The organism is Nocardiopsis sp. MG754419 (assembly GCF_018207095.1).
Lineage (GTDB): Bacteria > Actinomycetota > Actinomycetes > Streptosporangiales > Streptosporangiaceae > Nocardiopsis.
The window spans coordinates 1-24,454 of the sequence record NZ_QOCZ01000084.1; the positions used below are offsets into that span (position 1 = coordinate 1).

At 70.9% G+C, this 24,454-nt stretch carries 22 protein-coding genes and 1 pseudogene; 12 read left to right on the top strand and 11 right to left on the bottom strand.

Going from position 1 to position 24,454, the window contains the following annotated elements; all coding sequences use genetic code 11:
- The 3 genes and pseudogenes from DSY14_RS16885 to DSY14_RS16895 form a co-directional block, all read left to right on the top strand.
- Window positions 1–425: pseudogene (locus DSY14_RS16885) on the top strand (ATP-dependent DNA helicase); the annotation flags it as partial.
- A 312-nt stretch (window positions 426–737) separates the two neighbouring features.
- Window positions 738–1,229, top strand: coding sequence for a GNAT family N-acetyltransferase (locus DSY14_RS16890; RefSeq protein ID WP_211717538.1), 492 nt, complete (start codon window positions 738–740; stop codon window positions 1,227–1,229).
- Window positions 1,230–1,283: 54 nt separating this feature from the next.
- Window positions 1,284–3,095 (top strand): serine/threonine-protein kinase, encoded by a 1,812-nt coding sequence (locus tag DSY14_RS16895; RefSeq protein WP_211717539.1) that lies wholly within the window; start codon window positions 1,284–1,286, stop codon window positions 3,093–3,095.
- 118 nt (window positions 3,096–3,213) lie between these two features.
- Here DSY14_RS16895 and DSY14_RS16900 read toward each other — a convergent pair whose 3' ends face one another.
- Entirely contained in the window at window positions 3,214–4,428 is a 1,215-nt protein-coding gene (locus tag DSY14_RS16900; RefSeq protein WP_211717540.1) for an ROK family transcriptional regulator, read from the bottom strand.
- 60 nt (window positions 4,429–4,488) lie between these two features.
- On the bottom strand, window positions 4,489–4,617 hold the full coding sequence (locus tag DSY14_RS29260) for a hypothetical protein (protein WP_283091644.1): 129 nt from the start codon (window positions 4,615–4,617) through the stop codon (window positions 4,489–4,491).
- Between the two features lie 66 nt (window positions 4,618–4,683).
- Here DSY14_RS29260 and DSY14_RS16905 point away from each other — a divergent pair, with 66 nt between their 5' ends.
- The 5 genes from DSY14_RS16905 to DSY14_RS16925 all read left to right on the top strand — a co-directional run bounded on the left by DSY14_RS16905 (window position 4,684) and on the right by DSY14_RS16925 (window position 10,242).
- Window positions 4,684–5,970, top strand: coding sequence for an extracellular solute-binding protein (locus DSY14_RS16905; RefSeq protein ID WP_211717541.1), 1,287 nt, complete (start codon window positions 4,684–4,686; stop codon window positions 5,968–5,970).
- An 82-nt stretch (window positions 5,971–6,052) separates the two neighbouring features.
- Window positions 6,053–7,033, top strand: coding sequence for a carbohydrate ABC transporter permease (locus DSY14_RS16910; RefSeq protein WP_211717542.1), 981 nt, complete (start codon window positions 6,053–6,055; stop codon window positions 7,031–7,033).
- Window positions 7,030–7,911: a carbohydrate ABC transporter permease gene (locus DSY14_RS16915; protein ID WP_211717543.1), complete on the top strand. Its 882-nt coding sequence runs from the start codon at window positions 7,030–7,032 to the stop codon at window positions 7,909–7,911. The genes DSY14_RS16910 and DSY14_RS16915 overlap by 4 nt, the downstream gene beginning before the upstream one ends.
- Window positions 7,912–8,041: 130 nt before the next feature.
- The gene (locus tag DSY14_RS16920) at window positions 8,042–9,511 is read left to right on the top strand and encodes a glycoside hydrolase family 3 protein (protein WP_211717544.1); all 1,470 of its coding nucleotides are present in this window, start codon (window positions 8,042–8,044) and stop codon (window positions 9,509–9,511) included.
- A gap of 266 nt (window positions 9,512–9,777) precedes the next feature.
- A complete protein-coding gene (locus tag DSY14_RS16925) occupies window positions 9,778–10,242 on the top strand; it encodes an Rrf2 family transcriptional regulator (protein WP_211717545.1) in 465 nt (154 codons plus the stop codon).
- Between the two features lie 129 nt (window positions 10,243–10,371).
- Here DSY14_RS16925 and DSY14_RS16930 read toward each other — a convergent pair whose 3' ends face one another.
- From DSY14_RS16930 to DSY14_RS16970, 9 genes are all read right to left on the bottom strand, one after another.
- Complete coding sequence (locus tag DSY14_RS16930) at window positions 10,372–10,728, bottom strand: helix-turn-helix domain-containing protein (protein ID WP_211717546.1); 357 nt, start codon at window positions 10,726–10,728, stop codon at window positions 10,372–10,374.
- A gap of 160 nt (window positions 10,729–10,888) precedes the next feature.
- A complete protein-coding gene (locus tag DSY14_RS16935; protein ID WP_211717547.1) occupies window positions 10,889–11,437 on the bottom strand; it encodes a CinA family protein in 549 nt (182 codons plus the stop codon).
- Window positions 11,434–12,057 (bottom strand): CDP-diacylglycerol--glycerol-3-phosphate 3-phosphatidyltransferase, encoded by a 624-nt coding sequence (gene pgsA / locus DSY14_RS16940; RefSeq protein WP_211717548.1) that lies wholly within the window; start codon window positions 12,055–12,057, stop codon window positions 11,434–11,436. The genes DSY14_RS16935 and pgsA overlap by 4 nt, the downstream gene beginning before the upstream one ends.
- Window positions 12,054–13,487 (bottom strand): 30S ribosomal protein S12 methylthiotransferase RimO, encoded by a 1,434-nt coding sequence (rimO, locus tag DSY14_RS16945; RefSeq protein WP_211717557.1) that lies wholly within the window; start codon window positions 13,485–13,487, stop codon window positions 12,054–12,056. Before rimO ends, pgsA begins: the two co-directional genes overlap by 4 nt.
- Window positions 13,488–13,682: 195 nt before the next feature.
- On the bottom strand, window positions 13,683–14,909 hold the full coding sequence (locus tag DSY14_RS16950) for a helix-turn-helix domain-containing protein (protein ID WP_249188023.1): 1,227 nt from the start codon (window positions 14,907–14,909) through the stop codon (window positions 13,683–13,685).
- Between the two features lie 164 nt (window positions 14,910–15,073).
- Window positions 15,074–17,557, bottom strand: a complete 2,484-nt coding sequence (locus tag DSY14_RS16955) for a DNA translocase FtsK (protein ID WP_211717550.1) — start codon at window positions 17,555–17,557, stop codon at window positions 15,074–15,076.
- 245 nt (window positions 17,558–17,802) lie between these two features.
- Window positions 17,803–19,488 carry a ribonuclease J gene (locus DSY14_RS16960; RefSeq protein WP_211717551.1) on the bottom strand — a complete coding sequence of 562 codons (1,686 nt, stop codon included), beginning with the start codon at window positions 19,486–19,488 and terminating at the stop codon, window positions 17,803–17,805.
- A complete protein-coding gene (gene dapA, locus DSY14_RS16965) occupies window positions 19,485–20,456 on the bottom strand; it encodes a 4-hydroxy-tetrahydrodipicolinate synthase (RefSeq protein ID WP_211717558.1) in 972 nt (323 codons plus the stop codon). The genes DSY14_RS16960 and dapA overlap by 4 nt, the downstream gene beginning before the upstream one ends.
- A gap of 368 nt (window positions 20,457–20,824) precedes the next feature.
- Window positions 20,825–21,205 carry a phage holin family protein gene (locus tag DSY14_RS16970; RefSeq protein WP_211717552.1) on the bottom strand — a complete coding sequence of 127 codons (381 nt, stop codon included), beginning with the start codon at window positions 21,203–21,205 and terminating at the stop codon, window positions 20,825–20,827.
- Window positions 21,206–21,290: 85 nt separating this feature from the next.
- Between DSY14_RS16970 and DSY14_RS16975 the strand changes: the two genes are divergently transcribed.
- The 4 genes from DSY14_RS16975 to DSY14_RS16990 all read left to right on the top strand — a co-directional run bounded on the left by DSY14_RS16975 (window position 21,291) and on the right by DSY14_RS16990 (window position 24,205).
- Entirely contained in the window at window positions 21,291–21,845 is a 555-nt protein-coding gene (locus DSY14_RS16975) for a GNAT family N-acetyltransferase (RefSeq protein WP_211717553.1), read from the top strand.
- 91 nt (window positions 21,846–21,936) lie between these two features.
- Window positions 21,937–22,809, top strand: a complete 873-nt coding sequence (locus DSY14_RS16980; protein WP_211717554.1) for a 1,4-dihydroxy-2-naphthoate polyprenyltransferase — start codon at window positions 21,937–21,939, stop codon at window positions 22,807–22,809.
- A gap of 142 nt (window positions 22,810–22,951) precedes the next feature.
- Window positions 22,952–23,446: an NUDIX hydrolase gene (locus tag DSY14_RS16985; protein ID WP_211717555.1), complete on the top strand. Its 495-nt coding sequence runs from the start codon at window positions 22,952–22,954 to the stop codon at window positions 23,444–23,446.
- Window positions 23,447–23,521: 75 nt separating this feature from the next.
- Window positions 23,522–24,205, top strand: a complete 684-nt coding sequence (locus tag DSY14_RS16990; protein ID WP_211717556.1) for a class I SAM-dependent methyltransferase — start codon at window positions 23,522–23,524, stop codon at window positions 24,203–24,205.
- Window positions 24,206–24,454 lie beyond the last annotated feature (249 nt).

Sequence of the window (24,454 nt, forward strand, 5' to 3'; positions counted from 1 at the left end):
TCGCTCTGCCGGGGGCGGTGGACCGGTTGCGGGCGCTGTCCGGGGGCGACCCCGGTGGAACGGCCGACCCGGTGGTGTTGGCGGCCACCGACCCGGCCCATCCCTACGGGGCCGAACTCGCCTGGCCCACGGGGGTGGAGGGGGCGCACCGTCCGGGGCGCACCGCGGGGTCCCTGCTGGTCCTGGACGGTGGCCGGCCCACGCTGTACCTGTCGCCGGGACGGTCGGCGTTGACCTTCGGTGCGTCCCCGGCGCTGTTGGAGCGGGCGGCCCGCGCGGTGGCCGCGTGGGTGCACGAGGGGCGGATCGACTCTCTGATGGTGGAGCGGGCCGACGGGCTGGAGGTGTTCGGCACATCGCTGGACACCGCGTTGGCGGCGGCGGGCTTCCACGTCACCCCCAAGGGGTTGCGTCTGCGCCGCTGAAAACGCCTTGGCCGCCGATCCGCGCGGCGCTAGCCTGTGCTCGCTCGGCCCCCGGCGGCGCTTCCGTCGGTGTGCGGGGCCCTGCGGCCCGGCGGCGACCTTCGGGACCCGGCGTGGAAGAACTCCGACCTCGCCCTGGCCCGCGGACCCACCCCGGGTGCGCCGTAAGCACGGTCGGCCGCCACCCGGGCGAGGGAGCGCCCCCGTGGTCCGACGCGTGGGCTCCGGCGGGCCTGGGCGTGCGGGGCCCGGCCCGGCGGTGGGTCGGCGGAACACGGACGTGGGCGGGACGAACAGTGTGGCGGGAGAGCGATGGACCGGGTGATACGGGAGATGGCGACGGCGGACACGGCCGCGGTGGTGGCGGTGTCCCTGGCCGCGGACACGATGTTCGCGCGGGCGGGGGTCGCACTCCCGGCGGACGACCCGAGGGAGATGCTCGACCACGTCGAGCGGGTGCTGGTGGCCGAGTCCCACGGCCACGTCGTGGGGCTGGCCGCGACCGTCACCCTGGACGGCGCCGTGCATCTGGAACAACTCGCGGTGGACCCCGCGCACGGGCGGCGCGGGGTGGGCGGTGCGCTGTTGGAGCGGGTGTGCGTCGAGGGAGCCGCGCGCGGACACGACCGGGCCACCCTCACCACCTTCCGCGACCTGTCGTGGAACGGGCCCTGGTACCGGCGTCGGGGCTTCGTCGTGCTCCCCCGTGAGGCCTGGGGTCCGGAACTGGTCCGCCAGTGGGAGGTCGAGGAGGAGGCGGGCATCATGGTCCGTCCGCGTGTGGCGATGGTGCGGCGTCTGTGAGCCGTGACCCGCCCGTGGAACACTCGTCGGCTCCCGGTTTGAGATGATGTGCTCATGGTCCCCTCTGAACCCCCGGAACAGGCTCCGCCCACGGAGGACCTCTCCCGGCCCTCCCGGCGCACGTCCGTCGGCCGCTACGAGATCCGCGGTGAGCTCGGCAGTGGCGCCATGGGCACGGTCTGGCGCGCGCACGACACGCGGCTGGACCGTGAGGTCGCCGTCAAGGAGGTCCACCTCCCCTTCGACATGCCGCCCCGCGAACGTGAGCGCGCCCGGACGCGGATGATCCGTGAGGCGCAGGCCGCGGCGCGGGTGTCCCATCCTTCGGTGGTGACCGTGCACGACGTGCTGGAGGTGGACGGAGTCCCGTTCATCGTCATGGAACTGTTGGAGGGCGAGTCGCTGCGCGACCGCCTGCTGCGGACCGGCCCGCTGTCGGAGGCGGAGGTCGAACGGATCTCGCGCCCGTTGTTGGACGCGCTGTGGGCGGCGCACAAGGCGGGGGTGGTCCACCGCGACGTCAAGCCCGCCAACATCGTGCTGACCGCGGGGGCGCGGCCGGTGCTGACCGACTTCGGTATCGCCAACCTGCCCGACCACGGGGGGACGGCGCTCACGGGGACCGGGGCGATCCTGGGCACGGCCGCCTACGCCGCGCCCGAGCGGCTGGAACACGACGACAACGGCGCGGTCTCGGACCTGTGGAGCCTCGGCGCCACCCTGTTCGCGGCCCTGACCGGGGAGTCGCCGTTCAAGCGCGACACCCTCACCGCGACGATCACGGCGGTCCTGACCCGACCGGTGCCGCCGGTACCGGCCCAGGGACGCCTGGCGACGGTGATCGGTGGCCTGCTGGACCGCGAGCCGCGACGACGCCTGCTGCCGGAACGGGCCCTGGCCCTCCTGGAGGGACCGGCGCCGGAGCAGCGCGTCGACGGCCCGTCGTCCCCTTCGGGAGCACGGCACTCCGGGGCGCACTTCTCCGGACCGCAGACCTCGGCGGCGCAGCACTCCGGACCCCAGCACTCGGGCGCACACCTGTCCGGGCCGCAGGCCCCGGCGGCCCGGCACTCCGGCCCCCGGCACCCGTTCGGGGCGCCCCCCACGAGCGCCGCGCACGCGATCGCGCCCACGACGGTGACCACTCCGCCCCGCCGCTCGCGCCTGCCCGTGATCGCCGGCGGCGTCGCGGCCCTGGCCGTGGTGATGGTGGGCGCTCTGACCCTGTGGTTCGTGCTCCCCGACGCGGGTGAGCGGGAGGTGGCCACGGACGCCGGTGACTCCTCCGGGGAGGCCGCGGGCGCGTCCTCGCCGGAGCCCTCCGAGCCCCCCGCGACGGAGTCCGCGATCGAGGGTTCGGACGAGGAGGCCCCCGAGGGCTTCACCCGCTACGACGACGGAGTCGTCACCCTGGACCTGCCGGAGGAGTGGGAACTGGTCCCCGAGGAGGACGACGACACGGGGAGCGGTTCCACGCGGCTGGCCTCGTACACGGCCGAGACCGGGGTGGAGACCGGCACGGTCCAGGTCTACGTCACCCGGTTCGACATCCTGGTGTACGACGCCGAGGACGCCATGCACCGGATGAACGAGCTGCTCACCGAGGACGAGGACTTCAGTGACCTCGAACAGCTGATGCTGGAGCCGCGGCTCGAGGGGCCGGGGCTCCAGAGCGCGATCTACGAGGCGACCTTCCGCCACGAGGAGCGCGAGGTCCCGGACCGGTGGATGTTCACGCGGGAGTTCTCCGACGAGAACTCCGGCACCTCCTACCGGTTGAGCTTCAACTTCCCCGCCGACGCCAGGGACGGGTCGCGGGACGACTTCGAGACGGTGCTGGAATCCTTCGCCCCCTCCCCCGAGTGAGGGCGGCGTCGTCGGGGCCCGTCGCACCACCGCGGTGCCACCTCGCACCCGCCCCCCGCACACCACCGCGCCCCGGCGGGTGAGGGTGGCCGGGGCGCGGTCGTGGTCGGGTGAGGGCTCAGACGGTCGCGGAGAAGACCTCTTCGCGGGCGCGCTCCAGCCCGTGCAGCAGCGCGCCGCGCACCACCGGGCTGCCCTCGACGGTTCCGAGGGCGACCTCGGTGGCGTTGGGGGCTATCCGGGACGTGGCGGCCTCGACCCGTTCGGCGAGCTTCGTGCCGCCCGCGCGGGCCACGTCGCCGCCCAGGACGACCAGACCGGGGTCGATCATCACGCTGACGGCCGCGACACCGCGGGCGAGCCGGCCGGCGAAGGCGTCGAGGAAGGCGTCGCCCTCGGGGGTGTCGGCGGCGGCGGCGCGCGCGACCACCTCGGTGACGTCCGCCCCTGTGAATCCGTGTTCCGCCGCCAGCCGGAGCACCTGCTTGGCGTGCACCAGAGCCTGGAAGCCGTGCGGCAGCTCCCGGTCGCCGTCGGACTGCAGGGACTCGTAACCGCCGGAGAGGCCCACGTCGGTGGGCATCGGCGCACCGGGCACCGGCAGGTAACCGATCTCGCCCGCGCCACCGGAGCGACCCCGGTGGACCCGGCCGTGGATCATGGTGGACATGCCGACGCCGCCCGCCGCGCTGAGCCAGATGAGCACGAACTCCTCGGCACCCACGGCGGCACCCTCGGCGTGTTCGGCCAACGCGGCCAGGTTCACGTCGTTCTCCAACATGACCGAACGTTCGAGGTCGGCGCGCAGGGCTTCGAGCACCCCCTCGTGCCAGGACATGAGGTCGAAGGAGAATCGGATGTCGCCGCTGCGCGGGTCGACGACGCCGGGGGTGCCGATCACGCAGGCCCGGACCTTGTCCAGGGGGACCTCGGCGGTCTCCACCAGCCGCATCACGGCGGTGTGGACCAGGGAGACGGGGTCGTCGGAGGCGCTGGGGTCGACGCTGACGTCGCTGATGATCCGGCCGGTGATGTCGGCGATGGTGGCGGTGACGCGGCTCGCGCTGACGTCGAGGACGGCGACGTAGGCGCTTTCGGGGACGACCGCGTAGAGGGCGGCGTTGGGGCCCCGCCCGCCGGCCCGGCTGCCCACGACCCGGACGAGGTCGCGTTCCTCCAGCCGCGCCAGGAGCTGGGACGCCGTCACCTTGGACAGGCCGGTCCGCGTTCCGAGTTGCGTCCTGGTCAAAGGACCGCCGGAGAGTAGGAGTTCGAGTGCCGCGCGATCATTCAATTGGCGCAGCAGCCGGGGAGTCCCCGGACGTTGAGACATAACCGTGACACCTCACCCTGTTTTTATTAGGAAAGTTTCCTGTTAATTTAGCTCACAACCTCACAGGAGGTCACGTCCCGGCTGGTCCACAGTGGTTTCGGGCCCCGGTACCCGCGCCGGAGGGGCGATCAGGACCGTGCTGTCCCAGCACACCCCCAACCAGACGTCGAGGCACGCGGATCCGTCCATGATCCCAGGTTGCTTCGGGTACGGGCGCCGCACCCCGGTGCACCGTGCGAAGGGAGATGAGTTCACATGAGGTTCCCCAAGATCGCCCTGGCCTCGGCCGTGGTCATGCTGGCGGCCGCCTGCGGAGGCGGATCCGAGGACGGAGGCGGCGGATCCGGCGACGCGCCCGACACCCTGACCGTGTGGCGCATGGGCGACGCCAGCGAGGAACAGAACGCCTTCATGGACTCGGTGACCGAGCAGTACCGGGAGCTCTACCCGGACACCGACGTCGACATCCAGTGGATCCCCTGGGGCGACTTCAGCCAGCGGTTCCAGACCGCCCTGGTCTCCGGCGGACCCGACGTCGTCGAGATCGGCAACGACCAGGTCGCCACCTGGGCCGAGGCCGAGGCCCTCTACGACGTGTCCGAGTACGTCGAGGACTGGGAGGACAGCGCCGACCTCCTGGAAGGAGCCTACGCCAACGGCACCTTCGGCGACGCGCAGTACAGCGTCCCCTGGTACAGCGGCGTGCGCGCCCTCTGGTACAACACCGACCAGTTGGAGGAGTTGGGCCACGAGCCGCCCGCCACCTGGGACGAGCTGGTCGAGGTCGCCGAGGACATCGAGGACGAGTACGGCGTGCCCGGCTTCGCCGCCCCGACGGACTTCCTCAACGGCATCGCCAGCTTCGTCTGGGCCAACGACGGCGAGTTCGCCGTCCAGGAGGGCGACACGTGGGAGGGGCGGCTCGACTCCCCCGAGACCGCCGAGGCCCTGGAGTTCTACGCCGGCCTGACCGTCGACGGCATCTCCCCGAGCGCCTGCATCGGTCTCAACGAGGTCGACTGCGCCCACGCGGACTTCGTCAACCGCGAGGTCGGCATGTTCATCGACGGTCCCTGGGCCCTGGCCCAGCTGGAGGACCTCAACGACGAACACTCCGGTCACTGGGCCACCGCGCCCATCCCGGGTGTGGACGGCACGGCCCCGGCCTTCGGCGGCGGGTCCGACCTCGCCGTGTGGGGCACCTCGGAGTACCCCGAGGCCGCGTTCGACTACATCACGACGCTGAACAGCAAGGACAACGCGCTCCCCTACAACGAGGTCTCCTCGATGTTCCCGACCTACGAGGACGTGCTGGAGAGCGACGTCTTCCAGGACGACCCGATCCTGGCCGGCGCCGCCACCCAGGCCACCGGTGACCTGCGCCTGTTCCCGGACACCGCCAACTGGGGCACCGTCCAGTGGGAGCTGACCACCGTCCAGACCGCCGTCCAGCGCCTGGCCGAGGGCGAGTCCGCGGACGACGTCCTCCCCGAGCTCGACGAGGAGCTCACCGAGGCCCTCAACCGTGGGGACTCCGAATAACCCTCTCCCGCGTGTCCGCTACGCACGCACCAGGGGCGGCCGCCCACCAGGCGGCCGCCCCCTCGATCGCCAGGAACGGCTCATGACTCACACGCTGGAACGCCCCACGGAGCCCGAGGTGTCCCCACCCGGGCGGCGGCAGGGCCTGTCGCGCCGCACCCGCCTCGGGTTGGTGCCCTACCTCCTGATCCTGCCCGCGCTGGTCGTGCTCGCGGTGGTCCTGCTCTGGCCCATCGGCCAGATGCTGTGGATCTCCCTGCACGACTACGGTCTGCAGCAGCTGCGCGGCCAGGACGCCCAGTGGAACGGCTTCGGCCACTACGTCTACGTGCTCACCGACGAGCGGTTCTGGTCGATCTTCCGCAACACCATCGTCGTCTGCCTCTCCATGGTGGCCCTGACGATGGTGCTCGGAACCCTCGTCGGCATCCTCATGCACAAGCTGCCCACCTGGGCCTCGACCGTCCTGGGGCTCGGGCTGATGCTGGCGTGGGCCACGCCCGTCATCAGCGCCGCCATCGTCTACCGCTGGCTGTTCGACACCAGGTACGGACTGGTCAACACCCTCCTCAACGCGCTGCCCGATTGGCTGGTGGGGTCGGGCTGGACCGACTTCAACTGGTTCAACTCGCCGAGCACGCTGTTCCCGATCCTCATCGTCACCGTGGTGTGGCAGTCGTTCCCGTTCGTGGCGATCAGCGTCCTGGCCGGGCTCAAGAGCATCCCGAACGAGCTCTACGAGGCCGCGCGCATCGACGGCGCCGGCGCCTGGCGGAGCTTCTGGAGCGTCACCGTGCCGATGCTGCGCCCGCTCTTCGCCCTGTTGCTGGTGCTCCAGGTGATCTGGGACTTCCGGATCTTCACCCAGCTGTTCATCCTCGGCGGCGGCGTCACCAACCGGGACATCGCACTCATCCCGACCTACATCTTCCAGCTCGGCTTCGCCTCGACCCCGCCCAACTACGGCATGGGGTCGGCGATCGCCGTGATCATGACCGTCCTGGTGCTCGTGATCAGCGCGTACTACCTGCGCACCATGATCCGCCAGGAGGAGGCCCGATGAACAACGTCCACCGGCTGCGCAGGTCCCTCGGCAGGTTCGGCCTGTACGCCGCCGCGCTCGCGGTCTTCGTCTTCGCGGTCTTCCCCGTCTACTGGGTCCTGGCCACCGCGCTGCGGCCCACCGGCGAGATCTTCACCCGTGAGCCCACCGTGTTCCCGCGCGAGATCACGTTCGAGCACTTCGAGCGGGTCCTGTCGGGCGTGCTCATCCCCGGCACCTCGTTCTGGTCCTTCCTCACCAACAGCCTGATCGTGACCCTCGGGTCCGTGGCCTTCGCCGCGCTCCTGGCCCTGCTCGCCGCCATCGCGGTGGCACGCTTCCGGTTCCGGCTGCGCTCGGCGTTCATCATCATGCTGCTGGTGATCCAGATGGTCCCGGTCGAAGCGCTGATCATCTCGCTCTTCATCAACTTCTTCCACCTGGGCAACACCCTGGACGTCGAACTGGTCGGCAACCTGACCGGCGTGTTCGTGATCTACGTGGCCGTGTCGCTGCCGATCACCATCCTCATGATCCGCAACTTCGTGTCCGCGGTGCCCAAGGAACTGGAGGAGGCCGCCGCCATCGACGGCGCTGGCGGCTGGACGATCTTCTGGCGGGTCCTCATGCCACTGGTGGCGCCCGGACTGGCCGCGGCGAGCATCTTCGCGTTCATCACCGCCTGGAACGAGTTCCTCGTCGCCTTCACCTTCCTGCAGAACAACACCGGCGCCTACACCCTGCCGATCTCCCTGCAGTACTACTTCGGCGCCGTGTCCATCGAGTGGGGGTCCATCATGGCCGCCTCCACCCTGCTGACCGTCCCCGTGATGATCTTCTTCCTCTTCGTCCAACGCCGCATGGTCTCCGGTCTGACCATGGGCGCGGTCAAGGGTTGACCACCCTCTCGGGGCGGGCGGAGCCGCGCCCGCCCCCCGACCACCACCCGGGGGCCCTGCCCCCACGCCCGTATCCCCGCCACGCTCGCGCCCTCGACCGGGCACCCCATGCTCACGAACGGAGTCCGTCATGCCGCACGACCCGACACTGGAGCGTCTGGCCAACGCCACGTTGCTGGTGCCCTTCGAGTCCTACCAGGCACCGCGCTGGGTCCTGGACGGGCTGGCGGACGGGATCTCGGGCGTCTGTCTGTTCCACAACAACCTGCGCAGCGCCGAGCAGGTCACCGCGCTCAACGCGCACCTGCGCGAGGCCACGGACCTGCCGCCACTGATCTCCCTGGACGAGGAGGGCGGCGACGTCACCCGGATCGGCCAGGCGCGCGGCAGCGACTACCCCGGCAACGCCGCCCTGGGCGCCGTGGACGATCCCGACCTGACCCGGGAGACCTTCCGCGCCCTCGGTCTGGAGCTGGCGGACCTGGGCTTCAACCTGGATCTGGCACCGTCGGTGGACGTCAACGTCGCCGACGACAACCCGGTGATCGGCACCCGCTCCTTCGGCGCCGACGCCGAACTGGTCGCCCGGCACGCGGCCGCCTCGGTCCAGGGTCTACAGGAGGCCGGTGTGGCCGCCTGCGCCAAGCACTTCCCCGGACACGGAGCCACGTCACAGGACTCCCACCACACGCTTCCCCGGGTGGAGGCCGACGGTGACCTGTTGCGCCGCCGTGAACTCCTGCCCTTCAGGGCCGCCGTCGACGCGGGCGTGCGGTCGATCCTGACCGCCCACATCGAACTTCCCGGGCTGGGCGGTGACGGCCCCTCCACCCTCAACCGGGCCCTGCTCAACGACCTGCTCCGCGACGAGATGGGCTTCACGGGTGTCGTGGTGAGCGACGCCATGGACATGCGCGGGGTCAGCGAGCGCATCGGCATCCCCGAGGCCAGCGTGCTGGCCGTCGCCGCCGGCTGCGACCTGCTGTGCCTCGGCCGGTACGTGTACGCCGATCAGGTCGCGGCGGTCCGTACCGCCCTCGTTGAGGCGGTCCGTGAGGGCCGGCTCAGCGGTGAGCGGCTGGAGGAGGCCGCCGACCGCAACGCCCGGCTGCGCGCGTGGGTGGCGCGTTCGGCCGTGGAACGCGTCCCCGACGACTCCGCCTCGGCCATCGGACTGACCGGAGCGCGCCGGGCCGTGCGGATCGACGGCGACCTGCCGCCGCTGAACGACCCGTTCGTGGTCGAGGTCGACGCGCCGCCCGGCATGGCGGTGGGCGAGGTCCCCTGGGGTCTGGGTCCGTGGTTCCACGACACCATGCGGGTCTCCCCCGACGGTGACCACCCCTCGACGGTGCTGGCCACGGTGGGCGACCGCGACCTGGTCGTGGTCGTACGGGACGCGCACCGGTACCCGAGCGCCCAGACGTTCGTCAGCGGCCTGCTGAGGGCGCACCCGAACGCCGTGGTGGTGGAGATGGGCCTGCCCATCTGGCGGCCCGACTGCGGCGCCTACGTGAGCACGTACGGGGCCGCGCACGTCAACGGATTGAGCGCCGCCGAACTCCTCGGTTCCGCGGGGGCCCTCAAGGTGACCAACTGACCCTCTCCGGCCCCCGCTTCGGCCCGGTTCCCGCCCACGTTCGGGCACGGACCGGGCCGAAGGCCGTCCACCGGGCGGCCGGGGTTGACCGGTACCGGTCACAACGGACACGCTGGTGACCCGGAACACGGGTGATCTCACCCCGGCGCCCATGTCCCCGAAACCCGGTAGGAGAAGTACTCTTGACCTGTACTATCCCGGCCGACGGCGACACCCGCCGACGCCCGGTGCCCCATTCGCCCTTCTAACCACGGCATAATCACAGCATGCGTCTTTCAGCCCGGGTCGACTACGCGCTTCGCGCGGCCGCAGAGCTCGCTGTCGCCGGCGACGGTCCGGTGACGGCCGAGCAGCTCGCACGCGCGCAGGCCATCCCCGGAAAATTCCTAGAGAACATCCTCACCCAGCTACGCCGAGCGGGGTTGGTGCGCAGTCAACGGGGTCCCGTTGGCGGCTACTGGCTCGCCCGACCCGCGGGGGAGATCTCCCTCGCCGACATCATCCGAGCGGTCGACGGACCGCTCGCCAACGTGCGCGGGGAACGTCCCGAACACGTCGACTACGACGGAGCGGCCCGCAGCCTCCAGCAGGTGTGGATCGCCCTGCGCGCCAGCGAGCGCGCCATCCTGGAGGGGGTCAACCTCCAGCACCTGGTCAGCAACGAACTGCCCGAACAGGTACGGTCCCTGGCCGAGGATCCCGAGGCCTGGGTCAACCACACCCACCGCTGAACCGGCGCGCCCGCGTCGGGCGGAGGGCACACAGCACAGACGAGGAAGCCGGCCCTCCCCTGGGGGAGGACCGGCTTCGTCGTCATCCGCTTGCGTGAGGCGTGCGTCGACGGGACCTGGAGCCGGGTGTCAGACACCCGCCATGTCGGCGACCTGGGGAACACGATCGGGCACGGGCCGGATGCCGAGGTCCTGGGCGGGGACGGGGTCTGCGGACACCGCGTCCTCCAACAGGGCGGCCTCTTGGAGTTCGGCCAGCGCCAACTGGTCGGAGACCTCCCTCAATACCTGCGAGAGCGGGACCCCGAGGGCCCCGCAGATCGAGGACAGCAGTTCCGACGAGGCTTCCTTCTGCCCGCGCTCGACCTCCGACAGGTAGCCGAGGGAAACACGCGCATCGGCCGACACCTCACGGAGGGTGCGGCCCTGGCGCTGCCGCAGCCGCCTGAGCACGTCACCCAGTAGGTGACGAAGCAGGACCATCATTCGTGCTCCCTCCCACCGGTAGCGACCTTCATATACAACACCGTACCCGCCTCACGCCCGCTTCGGGCACCTCTTGCCGTCCTGTTCGCTGGAGGGGGAACCTCGTCAGGGGGTGGTTTTGTTCCCTCGCCATGGGTAAGGGGCCCACCGGACGAATCGGTCAGTACCGGGTGCTGCCCGCCTGGTTCCCGCGAACGGCGGTCCTCAGGAGCCTCAACGCACCCTCGACCGTGAGGTAGCGGATACCCGCACGATCACCGGTGAAACGGAATCGCTCGACGCGCGTGGGCGCGTCGGGACCGGCCACGGCGGCGAACACGGTGCCGACCGGCCGCCCGTCCTGGGGGTCGGGGCCGGCCACCCCGGTGACGGCGACCGCGAAGTCCGCGCCCGTCACGCGGCGGGCGCCCCGGGCCATGTGGGCGGCCACGTCGGGGTGGACCGCACCGTGGGCCGCGAGCAGCGCGGTGGGCACGCCCAGCAGAGCGGCCTTGGTCTCTGTGGCATAGGTCACCAGCCCGCCCCGGTAGGTGGCCGAGGCCCCGGGGACGGACGTCAGGTGGGCACCGATGAGGCCCCCGGTGAGGGACTCGGCGGTGGCGCAGGTCGCCCCGGCCTCGAGCAGCGACCGGTGGACGGAACGGGCGGCGTCGAACGCCGCCGTCCCGATGGTCACGGCCTCGGCCCGCGGCTCCCGCGCCTCGCTCACTCCCGGGTGTCCTCCGGGCCCGGCGCACCGCGCTCGGCGCGTACCAGACGCACCGCGTCCAGCACGTAGGTCAGACCGGTCCACACAGTGACGGCCAGCGCGGCGGCCATGACACCGTGGGCGATCCAGGTGAACACGTCCGTGAACGGCAACAGGTACAGCGGGAACAGGTAGATGCTGATCGCGACGATCTGCAGGACGGTCTTGAGCTTGCCGCCGCTGCTCGCGGGCATCACCCCGTAGCGCAGGACCGCGATGCGCAGCAGCGTGATCCCCCACTCGCGCACCAGGATGGCGATGGTCACCCACCACCACAGGTCGCCCTGCACGGACAGGACGATGAGCGCCGCCCCGGTGAGCGCCTTGTCGGCGATCGGGTCGGCGATCTTGCCGAAGTCGGTGACCAGGTTGCGCCGACGCGCCAGTTCACCGTCGACGCGGTCGGTGATCGCGGCCAGGACGAAGACGCCGAACGCCGCCAGATGCCACCAGGTGCCGTCCAGGAACATGAACCAGACGAAGACCGGCACCATGACCAGGCGGCTCATCGTGAGGATGTTCGCGATGTTCCACAAAGGGACCTGCGGGGCGGGCGAGGCCGCGGGGTCGTGGGTGCTCATCTGTCTCCGGCTTCCCCGTCCTGTTCGGCGACGAGGTCGGCCCCGGCCGCCTGGATGACGGTGGCGCGCACCAGGTCGCCGACGGCGAGGCCCTCGCCGTACAGGATGGTGCTGCCGTCCACCTCGGGCGCTTGGTGTTCGGCCCGGCCCTCGTACACGCCGTCCTCGATGACGGACTCGACCAGCACGGTGACCTCGCCGCCGATGCGCTCCTCGGCGCGCTGCGCCATGAGCTCCTCGGTCAGCCGGTTGAGACGGTCGACCCGTTCCTGGACGACCTCCTCGGGCACCTTGTTCGCGTGGTTCAGGGCCTCGGTGCCGTCCTCGTCGGAGTACCCGAAGACACCGATGGCGTCCAGACGGGCCTCGCTGAGGAAGGCCACCAGCTCCTCGAACTCCTCCTCCGTCTCACCGGGGAACCCGACGATGAAGTTGGAGCGGGCGCCGGCCTCGGGAGCCGCCTTGCGGGCGGTGGCGAGCAGCTCCAGGAAACGCTCGCGGTCACCGAAACGGCGCATGCGCCGCAACAGTGGGCCGCTGGCGTGCTGGAAGGACAGGTCGAAGTAGGGCACCACGCCGGGGGTGGTGGTCAGCACCTCCACCAGTCCGGGGCGGACCTCGGCGGGCTGGAGGTAGCTGACCCGCACACGCTCCAGGCCCTCGACGGCCGCCAGTCGCGGCAACAGCTTCTCCAGGGCGCGCACGTCGCCCAGGTCCTTGCCGTAGGACGTGGAGTTCTCGCTGACCAGGAAGACCTCGCGCACGCCCTCGCTCGCCAGCCACTCGGCCTCGCGGACGATCTCGTCGGCGTGCCGGGAGATGTAGGCGCCGCGGAAGGCCGGGATGGCGCAGAAGGTGCAGCGTCTGTCGCAGCCGGAGGCGATCTTGAGGTTGGCCACGGGACCGCCGGTGAGACGGCGGCGCGGCACGGTCGCGCGGTAGGGCAGGTCGGTGCCCTCGGCCCCCTCGGCGTCGGCGAACGCGGCGTGGCCGGGCACGTGGACCTGGGAGGCGTCCCGGTCGGCCGGGCTGATCGGCAGCAGGGTGCGGCGATCGCGCGGGTCGTGCGGGACCAGCGTCCGCCCGGCGACGACGTCGTCGAGGCGGTCGGTGATGGTCGAGTAGTCGTCGAACCCGATCACCTGGGTCTCGGGCAGGGCCTCGGCCAGTTCGGAGCCGTAGCGCTCGGCCATGCACCCGGCCGCGACGACCTTCCCGCCGTTCTCGGCCGCCTCCAGCAGGGTCTCGATGGAGTCCTGCTTGGCGGCGTCGATGAACCCGCAGGTGTTGACGACGGTCACGTCCGCCTTGGTGTCGTCGTCGACGAGGTCCCAGCCGCCGGCGGCCAGACGCCCGGCGAGCTCTTCGGAGTCGACCTCGTTACGCGCACACCCCAGGGTGACGAGTGAGACAGTACGGCGCGATGACATGGCTTCCAAGCGTGTGGGAGAGCTGTGGGTGACGCGGGGACGCGGCACGGCGAAGGCCGGGATACGGACGGATCGCTCGCGCGGCACGACGTCGATCGGCGCCGCCCGCAGCCTCCCACACTACCGTGGTCGACTCACCCACCCGTACCCCGGCCTCCGCGCACTCACGCGTGAGCCGGCTCGGAACCACCGTCGTCAGTCGCCGATACCCCCGGCTCCGACGGTGATCTCCTTGACCTCTCCGACGCGTCCCCCGGCACCCAGGTCCTCGCCGTCGACCGCGACACCGACCACCCCGGCGTTACCGAACCGGAGGGTCAGGGGCTGGTCGCTGACGTAGTCCAGCGCCTCGCCTTCGACGATGAAGCCGGTGAACACGTCCTCGCCCGCCGGGTCGGTGACCTTGACCCAGCTGCGACCGGCACCCGTGAGCACGACGGTGAACTCTTCGAGTTCGGCGTCCGGCGCGACCGCTCCCGCCCGGTCCGTGGCCTCCCCCTCGGACGGTGTCGCCACCGAGCCGACGGCGTCGCCGTCCCCGGAATCGTTCTCCCGCACGGTCTCGAGGGCGGTGCGGGCGGGGTTGCCCTCGTCCCAGCCGTTCCAGGTCCGCACGCCCACGATGACCGCGGCGACGAGGATGAGTCCGACCACGGCCCAGGGCCAGTGACGACGGACCCCGCCCGCGGGGCGCGTCGCGGCCGGCTCGGTGCGCGTGGCCCCGTTCCGACCGGTTTCCTCGTGGACGGTCGCTCCGCCGGCGGCGGCCGCCGCGGCGGCGAACGGACCACCCGTGGCCACGCCCGGGTTCGGGGGGCGTCGGTGTTCACCGCTCTCCGGCTCGGGCGCGTACGGCTCGACGCCGGCGGTCCCGTCGAAGACCCCTTCCGCGGCGCCGTCGTCGCCCCGGGGCCGGGGCACCGGGGCGGCCGGGGCACCGCGCCTGCGCGGGCGACCCGCGCTCCGGGGCCTGCGTGCCAGCTTCTTGTTGCGTTCGAAATGGCCCCAGTTCTCCGCCCGCTGTTCGGGGTCGATGCCCTCGTCGCCGAAGCGATGGAGCACCTCCTGGGGCGCCTCGTGATCGGTGGCTCCGCTGTGGGCCTGATCGCCCTGGGCCGCCGCGACACGGGCCGCCTTCGACTTGGCGGCCGGATGCCGCGGCGGGGGGATGAAGGTGGGCGTGTCACTCGAGGCGTGCTCGCGGTCGTACTCCTCCAGCAAGGGCCGGGGATCGACTCCGAGGAACTTGCAGATCCGTCGGATGTGACCGCGCGCGTAGAAGTCCCCTCCACAGGGGACGAAGTCCTCGCTCTCGATGGCTCTCAGGACCTGCATGCGGATGCGTGTACGTGTGCTCAGGTTCTCCAAGGAGCAACCCGCCGCGATCCGTGCGGCGGACAGGGTCTGGCCGATAGTCGCCATGCGCACTCCCCCCGCGACTGTCCGTGCCTACGTCGACCCACTCTGCTACTTCTGGGCGCTCGGCGCAGGTCACCACGCCCCATGCCGCACCCAAGATCCCACCAAATCGGGCGGTGCGGGTCGCGGATCGGGACGTGTGCCCCACATCGGCGCCCGCGCGGGGGTCAGTCCCCGCGGATGTCGGTGAGAACTCCGGGCAGCTCGTCGGGCTGGACCAGGACGTCGCGGGCCTTCGATCCCTCGCTGGGGCCGACCACGTCCCGGCTCTCCATCAGGTCCATGAGCCGGCCCGCCTTGGCGAAACCGACGCGGAGTTTGCGCTGGAGCATCGACGTGGACCCGAACTGCGTGGTGACGACCAGTTCGATCGCCTGCAGCAGCAGGTCCATGTCGTCGCCGATGTCCTCGTCGATCTCCTTCTTCTTGGCACCCTCGACGGCGACGTCTTCGCGGTAGCTGGGCTCGGCCTGCTTCTTGCAGTGGTCGACGATCCCACGTATCTCCTTCTCGCCCACCCACGCGTTCTGGAGGCGGATGGGCTTGCCGGCGCCCATGGGCAGGAAGAGCGCGTCGCCCTTGCCGACCAGCTTCTCGGCGCCGGGCTGGTCGAGGATGACGCGGCTGTCGGCGAGGCTGGAGGTGGCGAACGCCAGTCGCGAGGGGACGTTGGCCTTGATCAGGCCGGTCACGACGTCGACGCTGGGCCGCTGGGTCGCCAGGACCAGGTGGATCCCGGCGGCACGGGCCAACTGGGTGATGCGCACGACCGCGTCCTCGACGTCGCGCGGGGCGACCATCATGAGGTCGGCGAGCTCGTCGACGATGACCAGAAGGTAGGGGTAGGGGGTGTACTCGCGTTCGCTGCCGGGCGGGGCCTTGAGCTCACCGGTGCGCACGGCGGCGTTGAAGTCGTCGACGTGTCGGTAACCGGAGGCGGCGAGGTCGTCGTAGCGGCGGTCCATCTCCCCCACCACCCACTGGAGGGCCTCGGCGGCCTTCTTGGGGCTGGTGATGATGGGGGTGATCAGGTGCGGGATGCCCTCGTACATGGTGAGCTCGACCCGCTTGGGGTCGACCAGGATCATGCGCACCTCGTCGGGGGTGGCGCGCATCATCAGCGAGGTGATGAGTCCGTTGATACAGGTGGACTTACCTGCGCCGGTGGCGCCCGCGACGAGCACGTGCGGCATCTTGGCCAGGTTGGCCACGACGTTGGTGCCCTCCACGTCCTTGCCGAGCCCGACCAGCATCGGGTGGTCGTCGGAGGTGGCCACCGAGGAACGCAGCACGTCGCCGAGGCTCACTATGTCCTTGTCGGTGTTGGGGATCTCCACACCGATCGCGGACTTGCCGGGGATGGGCGACTGGATGCGCACGTCGACGCTCTTGACCGCCAGGGAGATGTTCTTGGACAGCGCGGTGACCTTCTCCACCTTCACCGCCGGCCCGAGCTCGATCTCGTAGCGGGTGACCGTCGGTCCGCGGGTGAACCCGGTGACCTCGGCGTCGATCTTGAACTGTTGCATCACCCCGGTGAGCGCGCCCACGACGTCGTCGTTGGCCTTGGTGCGCTGCTTGGGCGGTGATCCGGGCTTGAGCATGGTGGTGACGGGGAGCTCGTAGTCGCCCTCGACCACCCGAGAGGGGATGGACAGCTGCTCGGTCGTGGCGGGTACCGGGGTGGGGTCGGGGACCGCGGCCTTGGCCTTCTTCCGGGTGGGTTTCCTCTCCGCCTCCGCGGACTCCTCCTCGTCGGTGAGGGCGGGTGCGATCCCCTCGGAGTCCTCGGACACCACGGGGGTGTCGTAGGGACGCTCGCGGTCGCCGGCGACCGTCTCGTTCTCGGCGGTCCGCGCCTTGGCCTTGCGCTTGCGCGGCTTGGTGGTCTTCTTCTCGGGGTCGGCCCCGAGGATGCCGATCCCCGCGTCCGGTCCCGGGTCGCGCTCCATCAGTGCGCTGAACAGGGTCTGGAGGCGATCGGGGATACGGCGGATGGGGGTGGCGGTCACCACCAGGACGCCGAAGATGAGGATGAGGACCAGGAGCAGCCCGGTGAGCCACGGGGTGACCACGGAGCTGAGCGGCCCGGAGGCCACGAACCCGATGACGCCGCCGGCGTTCTGCAGCCCCTCCATGCCCTCGGCGGGCTGCGGGATGCCGTGGGCGATGTGGATGAGACCCAGCAGGCCCAGCATGATCGCGGTGACCCCGATGAAGAGTCGGCCCGCGTCGCCCTCCTTGGCGGTGCTCGGCGTCCGCATCAGCTTGACCGCCAGGGGCAGGAACAGCAGCGGCAGGATCGGCGAGAACGTGCCCACTCCCCCGACGACCACCATGCGGGTGGCCTCGAGGAGCGGCCCGTCGCTCTGCCACCACACGGCCGCGGCGACCAGGATGCCCAGGGCGAGGAGGATCAGTCCGGCGCCGTCCCTGCGCAGGTCCGGATCGAGGTCACGGGCGCTGCGTCCGACGGCGCGCGCGGCCCCGCCCACGGTGTGGGCGATGAGCTTCCACAGCACCAACAGGAACTGGCCGAAGAGGGTGACCACATAGGCGATGGGCCCGTCCGGCATGCGCTTCTTGGCCGGGGTTCGGCGCGCGGCGGGCTTCTTGCGCCCTGAGCCGCCAGAGGAGGCGCGCGTGGCCATCGGGGGGTCACCTCCACGGAGGACGGGGTGGAACTCGGGGGCCGGACAGAGCGTCCCGGTACGGCGGGAAGCCTACTAAGGCGTCCAGCGGGAGGCACGAACGCGCGTCGGCGTGTCGTCGCCGTGAACCCCGCCACGTCGCGGTGGGGCCGTGCACGGGCCGCCCGGGTCCGGAACCCCGAACGGCCCGGGGCGCGCCGAGCGCGCTCCGGGCCGTTGGTCGTCCCTCCGCGGAGGGCGTCCGGTCAGACCTCGACCAGAACGGGGATGATCATGGGGCGTCGGCGGTACGTCTCGTTCACCCAGCGCCCCGTGCTGCGGCGGATGAGCTGGCGCAGCTGGTGGGGGTCGTTGACCCCGTCGGCCGCCGCCTTGTCCAGCGCGTTCTGGAGCTTGTCGATGACGTCGTCGTAGGCGTCCGCGCCGATGCCCGCGCCCCGGGTGTGGATCTCGGGCTCGCCCAGAATCTTGCCGGTACCGGAGTCCACGGCCAGGACGACGGAGATGAAGCCCTCCTCGCCCAGGATGCGACGGTCCTTGAGCGCGGCGTCGGTGACGTCGCCGACCGAGGAACCGTCGACGTAGACGTATCCGGCCTGCACGGCGCCCACGATCTTCGCGCGGTTCTTGTACACGTCGACCACGACGCCGTCCTCGGCGATGACGATCCGGTCGTTCGGCACACCCGTGAGCTTGGCCAGGTCGGCGTGGGCACGCATGTGCCGCCACTCGCCGTGCACCGGCATGAAGTTGCGGGGACGCACCATGTTGAGCACGTAGAGGAGCTCGCCGGCGGAGGCGTGCCCGGACACGTGCACCAGGGCGTTGCCCTTGTGGACGACCTTGGCGCCCCAACGGGTCAGACCGTTGATCACCCGGTTGACCGAGTTCTCGTTGCCCGGGATGAGCGAGGAGGCCAGCAGGACGGTGTCCCCCTCCTCGATCCGGATCTGGTGGTCCCGGTTGGCCATGCGGCTGAGGGCCGCCATGGGCTCGCCCTGGGAGCCGGTGCAGACCAGGACGACCTCGTCGGCGGGCATCTTGTCGAGCTGCTTGACGTCGACGATGGTGTCGCCGGGGATGCTCAGGTAACCGAGGTCGCGCGCGATGTTCATGTTGCGGACCATGGAGCGGCCCACGAACGCGATCTTGCGGCCGTGCGCGGTCGCCGAGTCGATGACCTGCTGGACACGGTGCACGTGCGAGGCGAAGCACGCCACGACGATGCGCTTCTCGGCCTGCCGGAACACCTTGTCGATGGCCTCGGTCAGGTGGCGCTCGTTGACGATGAAGCCGGGCTGCTCGGCGTTGGTGGAGTCCGACAGCAGGATGTCGACGCCCTCGTCGCCGAACCGGGCGAACCCGGCCAGGTCGGTGAGACGCCCGTCCAGCGGCAGCTGGTCCATCTTGAAGTCACCGGTGTGCAGCACCGATCCACCGGGGGTGCGGATACCCACGGCCAGGGCGTCCGGGATGGAGTGGTTGACCGCGAAGAACTCCAGGTCGAAGGGGCCGAACTCGGTGCGCTCCCCCTCCTCCACCAGGACCGTCTCCGGCTTGATGCGGTGCTCGCCCAGCTTGGCGGAGATGAGCGCCAGGGTGAGCTTGGATCCGACGATCGGGATGTCGGCCCGCTCACGCAGCAGGAAGGGCACGCCGCCGATGTGGTCCTCGTGCCCGTGGGTGAGCACGATCGCCTCGACGTCGTCCAGGCGGTCCCGGATGTAGTCGAAGTCCGGCAGGATCAGGTCGACGCCGGGCTGCTCCTCCTCGGGGAAGAGCACACCGCAGTCGACGATGAGCAGTCGGCCCGCGTACTCGAAGACCGTCATGTTGCGGCCGATCTCTCCGAGACCACCCAGCGGGACGATCCTCAGAACGCCGTCGCCCTGGGGCGGGGGCGGGCCGAGCTCGGGGTGCGGGTGACTCATACGGAACCCTCCGTGAGACGTTCGACGCGGACGGCGCTGGCCGGGACCGCCTGGTGCGGGGCGAGACCGATCGGACCCTTGACCCCGGCGGCCGCCAGGTCCTCGCGCAGGAGGGCCTGGAGCTCGGACGAGGCGTCCGCGAGCGGTGTGCGGACCGGGCCGGACGGCAGCCCGAAGAGGTTGAGGATCGCCTTGGTGGTGATGACGCCCTGGGTGCGGAACATGCCGGTGTAGACCGGGGTGAGGCGGCGGTGGATGGCCAGGGCCTGACCGACCTCGCCGGCCTCGAAGGCGCCGATCATGTCCTTGAGGTCACTGCCGACGATGTGGCCCACGACGCTGACGAAGCCGGCGGCGCCGACGGACAGCAGCGGCAGGTTGAGGATGTCGGTGCCGCAGTAGTAGGCCAGGTCGGTGCGCTCCATCACCCAGGAGCTGGCGCCGACGTTGTCCTTGGCGTCCTTGTTGGCGACGATGCGCGGGTGCTCGGCCAGCCGGACCAGGGTCTCGGAGGCGATCGGCGTCCCGGTGCGGTGCGGGATGTCGTAGAGCATCACCGGCAGGTCGGTGGTGTCGGCGATCTCGGTGAAGTGCCGGATCAGGCCTTCCTGCGGAGGCTTGTTGTAGTACGGCGTGACGGCCAGGAGGCCGTGCGCTCCGGCCTTCTCCGCGGCCTTGGCCAGCTTGAGACTGTGGCGGGTGTCGTTGGTGCCCACGCCCGCGACGATCTGGGCCCGGTCGCCGACCGCCTCGATGACGGTGCGGAGCAGACGGTCCTTCTCTTCGTCACTGGTCGTGGGTGACTCGCCGGTGGTGCCGCTGATGACGAGGCCGTCGTTGTGCTGCTCGTCCACCAGGTAGGTGGCGAGCCGGGCGGCGCCGTCGTAGTCGAGTTCGCCGTCTTCGAGCATCGGGGTGACCATCGCGGTCAACATCTTGCCGAACGGGCGGTTCTTGGTGTCCACCATCACGTGTGAAAGGCTCTCGGGTCCGTCGCCGGAGGCGGTCGGACCCTCGCGTGCCCCTCCTCCTCTCCATGTGTTGCGAAAAACGGTTGATACGTCCCGTGTCGGGTGCTTTCTGCCGTGCACGGGTGAGGCGGCGCTGTGCGTCCGCCACCGCGCTCGGCCACAGAGGGCCGGACGCGGGAAAGACCGTGTCGCTCCTGTGAGTGCGCGGAGCGTGGTCCGGTTCGGTCCCCGTCCTCGTCGGTCGAGGTGGGAGACCGTCACCGGTGTGTGAAGCCCGAGTGTGTGAACCTACCCGCCCCGGGCCCCCGCCACGCGGGCGGGGCCCGGGGATCACCACGTCAGGGTGGTGGTGGGGGTCGTCGAGGTCAGTCGTCCCGACCGTCCGGCAGGAACATGCTGAGCAGCCAGCTCACGATGGTGACGACGAGAGCGCCCCAGAACGCGGGCCAGAAGCCATCGATGCTGAAGGGGAGCCCGAAGAGACCGGCGATCCACTCCGTGAGCATGAACAGCAGCGCGTTCACGACCAGCCCGATCAGGCCCAGGGTGAGGGCGTAGAACAGGCAACCGACCGTTTTCACGATCGGTTTGATGACGGCGTTGACGATGCCGAAGATCGCGCCGACGAGGAGGTAGACGAAGATCTGGCCGATCGTGTCGTCGGTCCCGACCTCGATGCCGTCGATCAGGAATACAGCCGCCCAAAGGGCGAGCGCGTTCACGATAACTCTGATAATGAGGCTCACATCGTAGATGTTCCCATGCCGTGGCAAGCTCCGGAAACTCCGGCGTCCGCTTGTCCGGGGCGGGAACCACCAGAGGAGGCCCTTCGTGTCCAGTGCGCAGTTCGTCCGTCCCGCCCGTGCCGCCGACGTGGACACGGTGGTGGACCTTCAGGTGGCGTCGTGGCGATCGGTGTACGGGGAGTTGCTGCCCGCCGACGTCGCCGAGGAACTCTCCGGTGACCAGGCCAGGGAGAGCTTCCGCCGCCAGTGGACGGAGGCGTTGGAGTCGCCGCCCACCTCCCGGCACCGGCTGGTCGTGGCGACCGACGAGGTGGACGGTGTGCGCACCGTCGTGGGGTTCGCCGCGTTCGGCCCGGCCGGCGACCCGGACCTGTGGCCGGCCAAGGACGCCGAGGTGTTCGCCCTGCACGTGGACCCCGATCGCGTCCGCGAGGGGCACGGCAGCCGCCTCCTCAACGCGTGCGTCGACCACCTGGTGGAGGGCGGGTTCGCCACCGTGCACGTGTGGACCCCCGAGGAGGACAACGCGCTGCGGTCGTTCCTGGAGGCCTCGGGCTGGCGCCCCGACGGCGCCCGCCGCGAGATCGACATGGGCCGGCTCGTGCCCATGGTGCGGTTGCACGCGGCCATCTCGGAGTAGCGGGTTCGGCCCGGTTCGGAGCAGGCACTACCGTGGGGTGGTCGTTGCGGCGCGCCCTGGCGCGTCCCACCTGGAACTGGAGGACCGGCGCGTGGCCACGGTCAGTGAATGGGTCTCGGGGCTGCGCCCCCGCACACTTCCGAACTCGATCGTTCCGGTGGTGGTGGGCACCGCGCTCGCCTTCGCCCTGGACGGGTTCGTGTGGTGGAAGGCCCTGCTGGCGCTGGTGGTGTCCATGGCCCTCCAGGTGGGGGTGAACTTCGCCAACGACTACAGCGACGGGGTGAAGGGCACCGACACCGAGGAACGGACCGGGCCCGCGCGGCTGACCGCCACCGGGCTGGCCGCCCCCCGGCAGGTGCTGTCTGCGGCGCTGGGCGCCTTCGCGTTCGCCGGGGTGGTCGGCCTGGTGCTGGTGGCGACCACCTCGTGGTGGCTGCTGCTGATCGGCGCCGCCGCGATCGCCGCGGGCTGGTACTACACCGGCGGCCGCAGTCCCTACGGTTACCGGGGTCTGGGCGAGGTATCGGTGTTCGTGTTCTTCGGCGTCGTGGCCGTCGTGGGCACCGTGTTCGTGCAGGTGGAGGCGGCACCCTGGCAGGCGTGGGTGGCCTCGGTCCCGGTGGGCCTGCTGTCCTGCTCGGTCCTGGTGATCAACAACCTGCGCGACATCCCCACCGACCGGGAGACCGGCAAGATCACGCTGGCGGTACGCCTGGGCGAGACCGGTACCCGTCGACTGTTCGCGGGGATGATCGTCGTCTCCTACGTGTTCGCCGCGGCCCTGTTCCCGCTGTCCTGGTGGGTGCCGATCGTGCTGTTGTCGGTCCCGCTCGCGGTACCGCCGCTGCGCCGGGTCCTGGGCGGGCAGGTCGGTCGTGACCTCGTGCTGGGCCTGGGCGAGACCGGAAAGCTGCAGATGGTCTTCGGTGTGCTCTTCGCGCTCGCCCTGGCCCTGGGCTAGCCACCGTGTGCCGCGGCACCTCGTCGTCAGGGCCGTGCCCCCACGGCCGGGAAGGGTGATCATGACCGACCTCCGCGACACCGCGCCCGTGGACGGACCTTCGGGGTTCCCGTCCGCCGCGCGTGCCTTCGAGGACTGACCGGTGACCGAGACGAGCGACGCGGAGTTCTTCGCCTCCCTGCCGGCCACACGGGGCTCGGCCGGCGGACTCATCCGTTCGACCACCGGCGCGGTGTTGTTGGTGCGTCGGGCCTACCGGGCCGACGGTCGTTGGGGGATCCCCGGCGGGATCATGGAGCACGCGGAATCGCCCCTGGCCGCGTGCGGCCGGGAGATCGCCGAGGAACTCGGTGTGCCCGCACACCCCCTCCGCCTGGCGGTGGTGGACTGGATGCCGCCCGCTCCCCCGCGCACCGCGGCCCTGCACTGGCTGTTCCGCGTCGAGGTGTCGTCGACGGACTTCACCCTGCCGCCCGAGGAGCTGTCCGCCTGGGAGTGGGTGCCCCCGGAACGGCTGGCCGCGTACCTGTCCACGGGTGCGGCCCGCCGGATGGCGGCCGCCGTGCGCGTCGATGACCGGGGATCGGGCCCGGTCTACCTGGAGAACGGACACCCGGTCCTGGCCCAGGAGCGCTGAGCGCGCACCACTTCGGACACGTGTCCGGTTAGGATGCGCCTTCCACCCCCGCATCCCCAGGGAGAGACGATCGCCGTGCCCAGCGACCACACCGACCCTCGCAACCTCGCCCCTGACCCCGTGGCGTGGGCCGAACGCCGAGCGGAGCAGTCCCGGGCGTTCGACGCCATCGGGGAGCGCTACGACGAGGCCTTCCCGAACAAGGAGGGTCAGGAGGACTGTGTCCGACGGTTGCTGGACTCCCTGGCCCCCGGGGCGCACGTTCTGGACCTGGGGTCGGGCACGGGCCTGCCGACCGCCCGCCAGTTGGTCAACGCCGGGGCCCGGGTGACCGGCTTCGAGTTCTCCCAGGGGATGCTCGACCTGGCTCGGAGCAACGTTCCCGAGGCCGAGTTCCGGCAGGCCGACATCCTGGACCTGGACCCGGTGGAGACGTCCTACGACGCGATCGTGGCGTTCTTCTCTCTGCTGTGCCTGCCCAAGGACCGCATCGCCGACGCCCTGGGCCGGGTGCGCGCCTCCCTGGCCCCGGGCGGTCTACTGTGCCTGTCCATGGTGGAGGCCGACCTCGACGACGTGCCGATCTCGTTCCTCGGTTCGGCGATCCGCGTCTCGGGCTACCCCCGGGACGAGCTGCGCCGGGTGGTCACCGACGCCGGTCTGATCATCGAGGACGAGCGGACCGTGAGCTACGCGCCCGAGGACGAGGGCGCCCACCCCGAGGTGCAGATCTTCCTCACCTGTCGGCGCGGTGCCTAGAACGCCTTCCACAGGGCCGCCGACGCCGCCGCCTGTGCACGCCCCACGGCGGCGCGGGAGCCTTCAGGGCCGCAGGGGGGGGAGGGCCCGCTTCCCCGCCCTCACCTCACCGTTCCCCGCGTGGGTCACGGAGGACACCGTCCTTCCGGCGCCCGACCACGTGCACACCCCCTCCGGTCCGCCCCGGGGCTCCCGGGCCCCGGGGCGGACCGGAGGGGGTGTGCACGTGGTCGGGCGCCGGAAGGACGG

What these genes read in the sequence shown, in the direction of transcription:
- rimO (WP_211717557.1), bottom strand. Translation starts at nt 13,487, where the DNA reads ATGTCATCGCGCCGTACTGTCTCACTCGTCACCCTGGGGTGTGCGCGT.
- DSY14_RS16960 (WP_211717551.1), bottom strand. Translation starts at nt 19,488, where the DNA reads ATGAGTCACCCGCACCCCGAGCTCGGCCCGCCCCCGCCCCAGGGCGAC.
- DSY14_RS16950 (WP_249188023.1), bottom strand. Translation starts at nt 14,909, where the DNA reads ATGGCGACTATCGGCCAGACCCTGTCCGCCGCACGGATCGCGGCGGGT.
- DSY14_RS16920 (WP_211717544.1), top strand. Translation starts at nt 8,042, where the DNA reads ATGCCGCACGACCCGACACTGGAGCGTCTGGCCAACGCCACGTTGCTG.
- pgsA (WP_211717548.1), bottom strand. Translation starts at nt 12,057, where the DNA reads ATGAGCACCCACGACCCCGCGGCCTCGCCCGCCCCGCAGGTCCCTTTG.
- DSY14_RS16900 (WP_211717540.1), bottom strand. Translation starts at nt 4,428, where the DNA reads ATGTCTCAACGTCCGGGGACTCCCCGGCTGCTGCGCCAATTGAATGAT.
- DSY14_RS16930 (WP_211717546.1), bottom strand. Translation starts at nt 10,728, where the DNA reads ATGATGGTCCTGCTTCGTCACCTACTGGGTGACGTGCTCAGGCGGCTG.
- dapA (WP_211717558.1), bottom strand. Translation starts at nt 20,456, where the DNA reads ATGGTGGACACCAAGAACCGCCCGTTCGGCAAGATGTTGACCGCGATG.
- DSY14_RS16895 (WP_211717539.1), top strand. Translation starts at nt 1,284, where the DNA reads ATGGTCCCCTCTGAACCCCCGGAACAGGCTCCGCCCACGGAGGACCTC.
- DSY14_RS16910 (WP_211717542.1), top strand. Translation starts at nt 6,053, where the DNA reads ATGACTCACACGCTGGAACGCCCCACGGAGCCCGAGGTGTCCCCACCC.
- DSY14_RS16925 (WP_211717545.1), top strand. Translation starts at nt 9,778, where the DNA reads ATGCGTCTTTCAGCCCGGGTCGACTACGCGCTTCGCGCGGCCGCAGAG.
- DSY14_RS16915 (WP_211717543.1), top strand. Translation starts at nt 7,030, where the DNA reads ATGAACAACGTCCACCGGCTGCGCAGGTCCCTCGGCAGGTTCGGCCTG.
- DSY14_RS16890 (WP_211717538.1), top strand. Translation starts at nt 738, where the DNA reads ATGGACCGGGTGATACGGGAGATGGCGACGGCGGACACGGCCGCGGTG.
- DSY14_RS16955 (WP_211717550.1), bottom strand. Translation starts at nt 17,557, where the DNA reads ATGGCCACGCGCGCCTCCTCTGGCGGCTCAGGGCGCAAGAAGCCCGCC.
- DSY14_RS16905 (WP_211717541.1), top strand. Translation starts at nt 4,684, where the DNA reads ATGAGGTTCCCCAAGATCGCCCTGGCCTCGGCCGTGGTCATGCTGGCG.
- DSY14_RS29260 (WP_283091644.1), bottom strand. Translation starts at nt 4,617, where the DNA reads ATGGACGGATCCGCGTGCCTCGACGTCTGGTTGGGGGTGTGCTGGGAC.